Here is a 4,699-nt window from a genome sequence, read left to right on the forward strand (position 1 = left end):
GCCATTATCAATCGTCGGGTGGCTAGTTTGCTGGAGGGTACGGACACCCAAGCAACAGTAACTGTAGCCCCAGTTGCTAACCAGCCCCTAATTAATATTCAGGCAAACAATCGCGTCTTGATGACGGTAACAGAGCAGGATGCTCAGGATTTTGGGCTGCCGCTAGCCCAGTTAGCTGATGACTGGGCCAACCGCCTGAGCCAAAGTTTTGAAAAACCTCCAGTGGCTATCGATGTGCTGCAGAGACTTGACGGCACTCTCCGTCAGCTAGGGAAAGATGCCATCAACAGTATTCCAGCGCTGCTCGGAGTTATCATTGTCATTTTCATCACCTGGCTACTGGCCAAGGGTGTGCGTTATAGTGCATTTCGATGGGCACAACAGACAGAAGGAGACCATAGCACAGAAGTTCTCATTGGTCGTCTTGGCTATGGCGGTGTGTGGATCGCGGGTGCGGTGGTGGCGCTGGGAGTATGGGGTATCGACTTTGCCACTATGTTGGGGGCTTTGGGTTTAACCAGCGTCGCCATTGGTTTCAGCTTAAAGGATGTGCTGAGTAACTACATTTCAGGGGTTATCTTGCTGGCGGCGAGACCGTTTCACATTGGTGACCAGGTGGTCATTGAGGGCTATGAGGGAACAATCATTCAGGTACAGCTGCGGTCAACAACCTTAAAAACCTACAATGGCCGTATGATTTACTTGCCTAATCAGGAGGTGTTTCAGGCAAGTATTACCAACAATACGGCGGCTAGCTATCTGCGTAGTTCAGTGATGGTGGGTATTGACTATGATGCTGATATTACTAGGGCGCGGCAGGTGATTGGGAGTGCGATCTCATCCTTAGAAGACGTCCAGCCTAACCCCGTCCCCCAAATCCTCGTCCGCGAGCTAGCAGCCAGTACTGTAAATCTAGAAGTACGCTTTTGGGTCGACTCCCGGCGGGCAGGCTTTTTAGAAACTACATCCATCGTCACCCAAACCATTAAAGAAGCGTTGCAGGAACAGGAAATCGAAATGCCAACAGAAATTTATACGCTGCTGGTCAAGGATGTACCTGCCGTGCTTAAGTCCGAGCAAAAAAGTGCAGACGTAGACTCTAATGCCACCTTAAAGGAATCCTAGACAGGCTGGTTAGTTTTGCAAACGGGCAACGGCAAGGCTCTCAACCGTCAAGTCTCAGGATATTGATGGGTATCTCGAAAAATTTGCATTTTGTCAAAATCTAATGCAGTTGGGTTTAACAAAATTAGTGGATTTTCCCTATTTTTCATCCCTGCAGTCATACTCAACATAGCCCTATGCAAACCCGACTGATCCCCCATCCCCATGCAAGATTTCAACTGGAAAAAGCTTCAAAATGGTTCGGACATCCGTGGTGTTGCCATTGCCGGTGTTCCCAATGAACCTGTTAACCTCACCCCAGAAATTGCCGAGCGCCTGGGCCAAGCCTTCACCACCTGGCTCGCCACTAAGCTCAGTACGACTACAGCTCTAAAGCTCGCAGTCGGTCGCGACAGCCGTTTATCTGGCCCTGTCCTCATGCAAAGCGTCATGGACGGAATGGCCTCCTTAGGTGCTCAAGTGTACGATTTCGGCATAGCCTCCACCCCGGCCATGTTCATGAGCACCGTTACCCCTGACTTCGACTGCGATGGTGCCATCATGATGACCGCCAGTCACCTGCCTTTCAATCGCAATGGCCTAAAGTTTTTTACGGCTCAGGGGGGTCTGGGCAAACCAGACATTACAGAAATTCTCACCCTAGCTAAACAAAATAAGTTCTCAACCGCAGCCACGGCTGGGACTATCACATCTCGAGACTTTATCTCTGTCTATGCTGGTCAGCTAGTAGAGAAGATCCGTACTGCCGTCAATCACCCTGAGAACTTTGACCAACCCCTACGGGGACTCAACATTATTGTTGATGCTGGTAATGGTGCCGGGGGGTTCTATGCCAGCAAAGTGCTTGAACCGCTGGGGGCTGATACCACCGGCAGCCAGTTTCTAGACCCCGATGGTATGTTTCCAAACCACATCCCTAACCCCGAAAATGCTGAGGCGATGGCCTCTATCTGTCAGGCAGTGCTGGCCCATCAGGCAGACTTTGGCATCATCTTTGATACCGATGTGGACCGCTCTGCTGCTGTGGACCACCAGGGTCAAGAACTCAACCGCAATCGTCTAATTGCCCTAATTTCCGCCGTTGTCCTGCGGGAACATCCGGGCTCCACCATTGTTACTGACTCCATCACCTCCGATGGCCTGACCCAGTTTATCGAGCAAGATTTACAGGGTAAACACCAACGCTTTAAGCGCGGTTACAAAAATGTGATCAACGAAGCCGTCCGTCTCAACCAAACGGGAGAAGAGTCTTGGCTAGCGATCGAAACCTCGGGTCACGGGGCCATGCAGGAAAACTATTTTTTAGATGATGGGGCTTATCTGGTCAGTAAGTTGTTGATTGAGCTGGCTAAAGCACATCAATCACAGCGTACATTAACAGAACTGATAGCAACGCTCAAAGAACCCAAAGAGAGTCGAGAGATCCGCATTCAGATCGGGGTGGATGACTTTAAGGCCCATGGTGAGAGTGTGATTGAACAGCTCAAAAGCTTTGTTGAGCAACAGTCTGACTGGTCGTTGGCTCCCAATAACTATGAAGGTGTACGGGTAGCCTGTTCATCTCCAGAAGAAGATGGGTGGTTTTTGCTCAGACTGTCTCTCCACGATCCGGTCCTACCTTTGAATATTGAATCCAATGTGGAAGGCGGTGTTGCTAAAATCATCGAGCGGTTGCTGACGTTTTTTAATGCTATTGAGTCCTTAGATTTATCGGCTTTTTGATAACCGTGCCGTATCAGCTCCATCCGGTTTCGACTCCGCTCAACTCTCGAGATGAGTAGGTTGAGCGGAGTCGAAACTCGTTCCATTCCCTAGCGCCCCTTAAAGGATTCAATGGGGGCTGCTTAGGGGGGCTACTTATTTATGGCAATTACAACCTGTGTGTCCACAGCCAGCGGTGTTATCGGCATGACCGCCGGCACAGCCTTCGCTGCAGTAGTACTGGCCATCTTTCTGAATCGCCTGACTAGTATCAACAATACATAGACAAGACTCACAGGCACATTTCATTTGAGTGACAGTCGCCATGGTAAAGACTCCTTTCTAGGTAGAATCAAGATGCTGAACGATGAAATACCTGAACAATCGTTCATGGTTTTAATCTAACACATGAACAGGTGTTCAGGTATTTGGGTTTTGCATAAAAAACCGGTGAGATTGATTGCTCTATGACTAAGGATGTCCTGCCCAGTGTGCTCAGTGTTGAAAAAGCTCAGCGAATGGCCGAGTTTTTTGGGGTGCTAAGCGATCCCAACCGCTGGCGGATCCTGTCAGCATTGGCAACACAGGAACTGCGGGTAAGGGATTTGGCGGCAATGGTGGACATGAGTGAATCAGCGGTTTCTCACCAGCTAAGAATTCTACGAAATTCGCGTCTGGTCAAATATCGTAAGCAGGGGCGTAACGTCCTGTACTGTCTAAAAGATCACCATATTTTTAATCTCTACCGCGATGTGTCCGAGCACTTGGATGAGCCTTAAGACTTGCTGATAATCATCCGTCTAAACGCTGTCTAAAGGGCTAGACTTTAGGGGTGATTATTTCAGGCCTAGGTGGACGTTTCTTTTCACATACTCCGACAGTTTGTCGTTTGACATAGAGTTATATCAATTTCAGAGTCAGATGTATTGAGACTAAGAAAGTAGAACATCTATCACAGCCCTAGTGTGAATCATGATGTCAGCATGGGAGAGACTACGATGAATCTGGACGGATTAGGAGAAGAGCAAGTTCATACGCTTTTAATGCTAATTGCCTTGAATATGATTGTATTTACAGCGCTGATTGTAAAAGTTCAGACTGAGTTTGCCTTTTCAGGCCTGTGTGCTTTGTTCTAGCACCTTTATTTCTATCGTTGTTATTGAAATATGTTTGAGTATCTGCCTCCACTCAACGATCATAATTTGCCCTATCCCGATACAATCCATCCGATTGTGGTGCATTTTGTGATTGCGATGGTGTTGTTTGCTGTTTTATGTGATTTTATCGGCTACTTTACGCGTAATTTTCGTCTTTACGAGGTGAGCTGGTGGAATCTATGTTTTGCCACCGTTTCTATCTTTATTGCTGTGATTTTTGGACAGGTTGAAGCAGGATTATCCGATCCTTACACAGCGGCAGAACCTACCCTCAATTTACATACCCTGATTGGCTGGTCGCTGTCAGGGATTATCGCAGCTGTGACAGCATGGCGCTATATCCTACGTATTCGCGATCCCCAAACGCTGCCAGCCCCATTTTTAGGTGCGGGTGTTTTGCTAATCGGACTGGTATTTTTCCAGGTTTATCTGGGTGATTTACTGGTGTGGGTTTATGGGTTGCATACAGTCCCTGTCGTGGAAGCTACCAGAGAGGGGGTCTTTCAGTGAATTCAGAGTTGATTGATCAGCTGCAGCTAGGGGTGAATGGGCTCCCCTATCAGATTCCGATCCATCCTAATTTTGTGCACCTTACCCTGGGGTTGTTTATTGTGGCCATTGGGTTTGATATTGTCGGTGTCTTGTTTCCCTTGGAAAAGCCCGTGTTCAAATTGTTGGCTATTCCCGCCACCCGCTCTAATTTTTTTGATGTGGGC

Annotated in this window: 7 protein-coding genes; 6 read left to right on the forward strand and 1 reads right to left on the reverse strand. The window is 48.2% G+C overall.

Annotation, left to right across the window (positions count from 1 at the left end):
• Together IQ260_RS27875 and IQ260_RS27880 are read left to right on the forward strand one after the other, a co-directional pair.
• Positions 1-1,125, forward strand: a 1,125-nt coding sequence (locus tag IQ260_RS27875) for a mechanosensitive ion channel family protein (protein WP_193996335.1), incomplete at its 5' end; no start/stop codon positions are given.
• Positions 1,126-1,329: 204 nt separating this feature from the next.
• On the forward strand, positions 1,330-2,847 hold the full coding sequence (locus IQ260_RS27880) for a phosphomannomutase/phosphoglucomutase (RefSeq protein WP_193996336.1): 1,518 nt from the start codon (positions 1,330-1,332) through the stop codon (positions 2,845-2,847).
• A 135-nt stretch (positions 2,848-2,982) separates the two neighbouring features.
• Here IQ260_RS27880 and IQ260_RS27885 read toward each other — a convergent pair whose 3' ends face one another.
• Positions 2,983-3,153, reverse strand: coding sequence for a metallothionein (locus tag IQ260_RS27885; protein WP_193996337.1), 171 nt, complete (start codon positions 3,151-3,153; stop codon positions 2,983-2,985).
• 140 nt (positions 3,154-3,293) lie between these two features.
• Between IQ260_RS27885 and IQ260_RS27890 the strand changes: the two genes are divergently transcribed.
• From IQ260_RS27890 to IQ260_RS27905, 4 genes are all read left to right on the forward strand, one after another.
• A complete protein-coding gene (locus IQ260_RS27890) occupies positions 3,294-3,605 on the forward strand; it encodes an ArsR/SmtB family transcription factor (RefSeq protein ID WP_193996338.1) in 312 nt (103 codons plus the stop codon).
• Positions 3,606-3,824: 219 nt separating this feature from the next.
• On the forward strand, positions 3,825-3,962 hold the full coding sequence (locus tag IQ260_RS27895; protein WP_193996339.1) for a hypothetical protein: 138 nt from the start codon (positions 3,825-3,827) through the stop codon (positions 3,960-3,962).
• A gap of 30 nt (positions 3,963-3,992) precedes the next feature.
• Positions 3,993-4,493 carry a DUF2231 domain-containing protein gene (locus tag IQ260_RS27900; protein WP_193996340.1) on the forward strand — a complete coding sequence of 167 codons (501 nt, stop codon included), beginning with the start codon at positions 3,993-3,995 and terminating at the stop codon, positions 4,491-4,493.
• The coding region (locus tag IQ260_RS27905) for a DUF2231 domain-containing protein (protein WP_322745065.1) at positions 4,490-4,699 on the forward strand (210 nt) is incomplete at its 3' end. The genes IQ260_RS27900 and IQ260_RS27905, both read left to right, overlap by 4 nt.

This window comes from Leptolyngbya cf. ectocarpi LEGE 11479 (assembly GCF_015207065.1).
In the GTDB taxonomy this organism is placed as follows: domain Bacteria; phylum Cyanobacteriota; class Cyanobacteriia; order Phormidesmidales; family Phormidesmidaceae; genus Leptothoe; species Leptothoe ectocarpi.

Bases quoted from the DNA above. Each gene is read 5' to 3' on its own strand.
- IQ260_RS27880 (WP_193996336.1), top strand. From the start codon at position 1,330: ATGCAAGATTTCAACTGGAAAAAGCTTCAAAATGGTTCGGACATCCGT.
- IQ260_RS27885 (WP_193996337.1), bottom strand. From the start codon at position 3,153: ATGGCGACTGTCACTCAAATGAAATGTGCCTGTGAGTCTTGTCTATGT.
- IQ260_RS27890 (WP_193996338.1), top strand. From the start codon at position 3,294: ATGACTAAGGATGTCCTGCCCAGTGTGCTCAGTGTTGAAAAAGCTCAG.
- IQ260_RS27895 (WP_193996339.1), top strand. From the start codon at position 3,825: ATGAATCTGGACGGATTAGGAGAAGAGCAAGTTCATACGCTTTTAATG.
- IQ260_RS27900 (WP_193996340.1), top strand. From the start codon at position 3,993: ATGTTTGAGTATCTGCCTCCACTCAACGATCATAATTTGCCCTATCCC.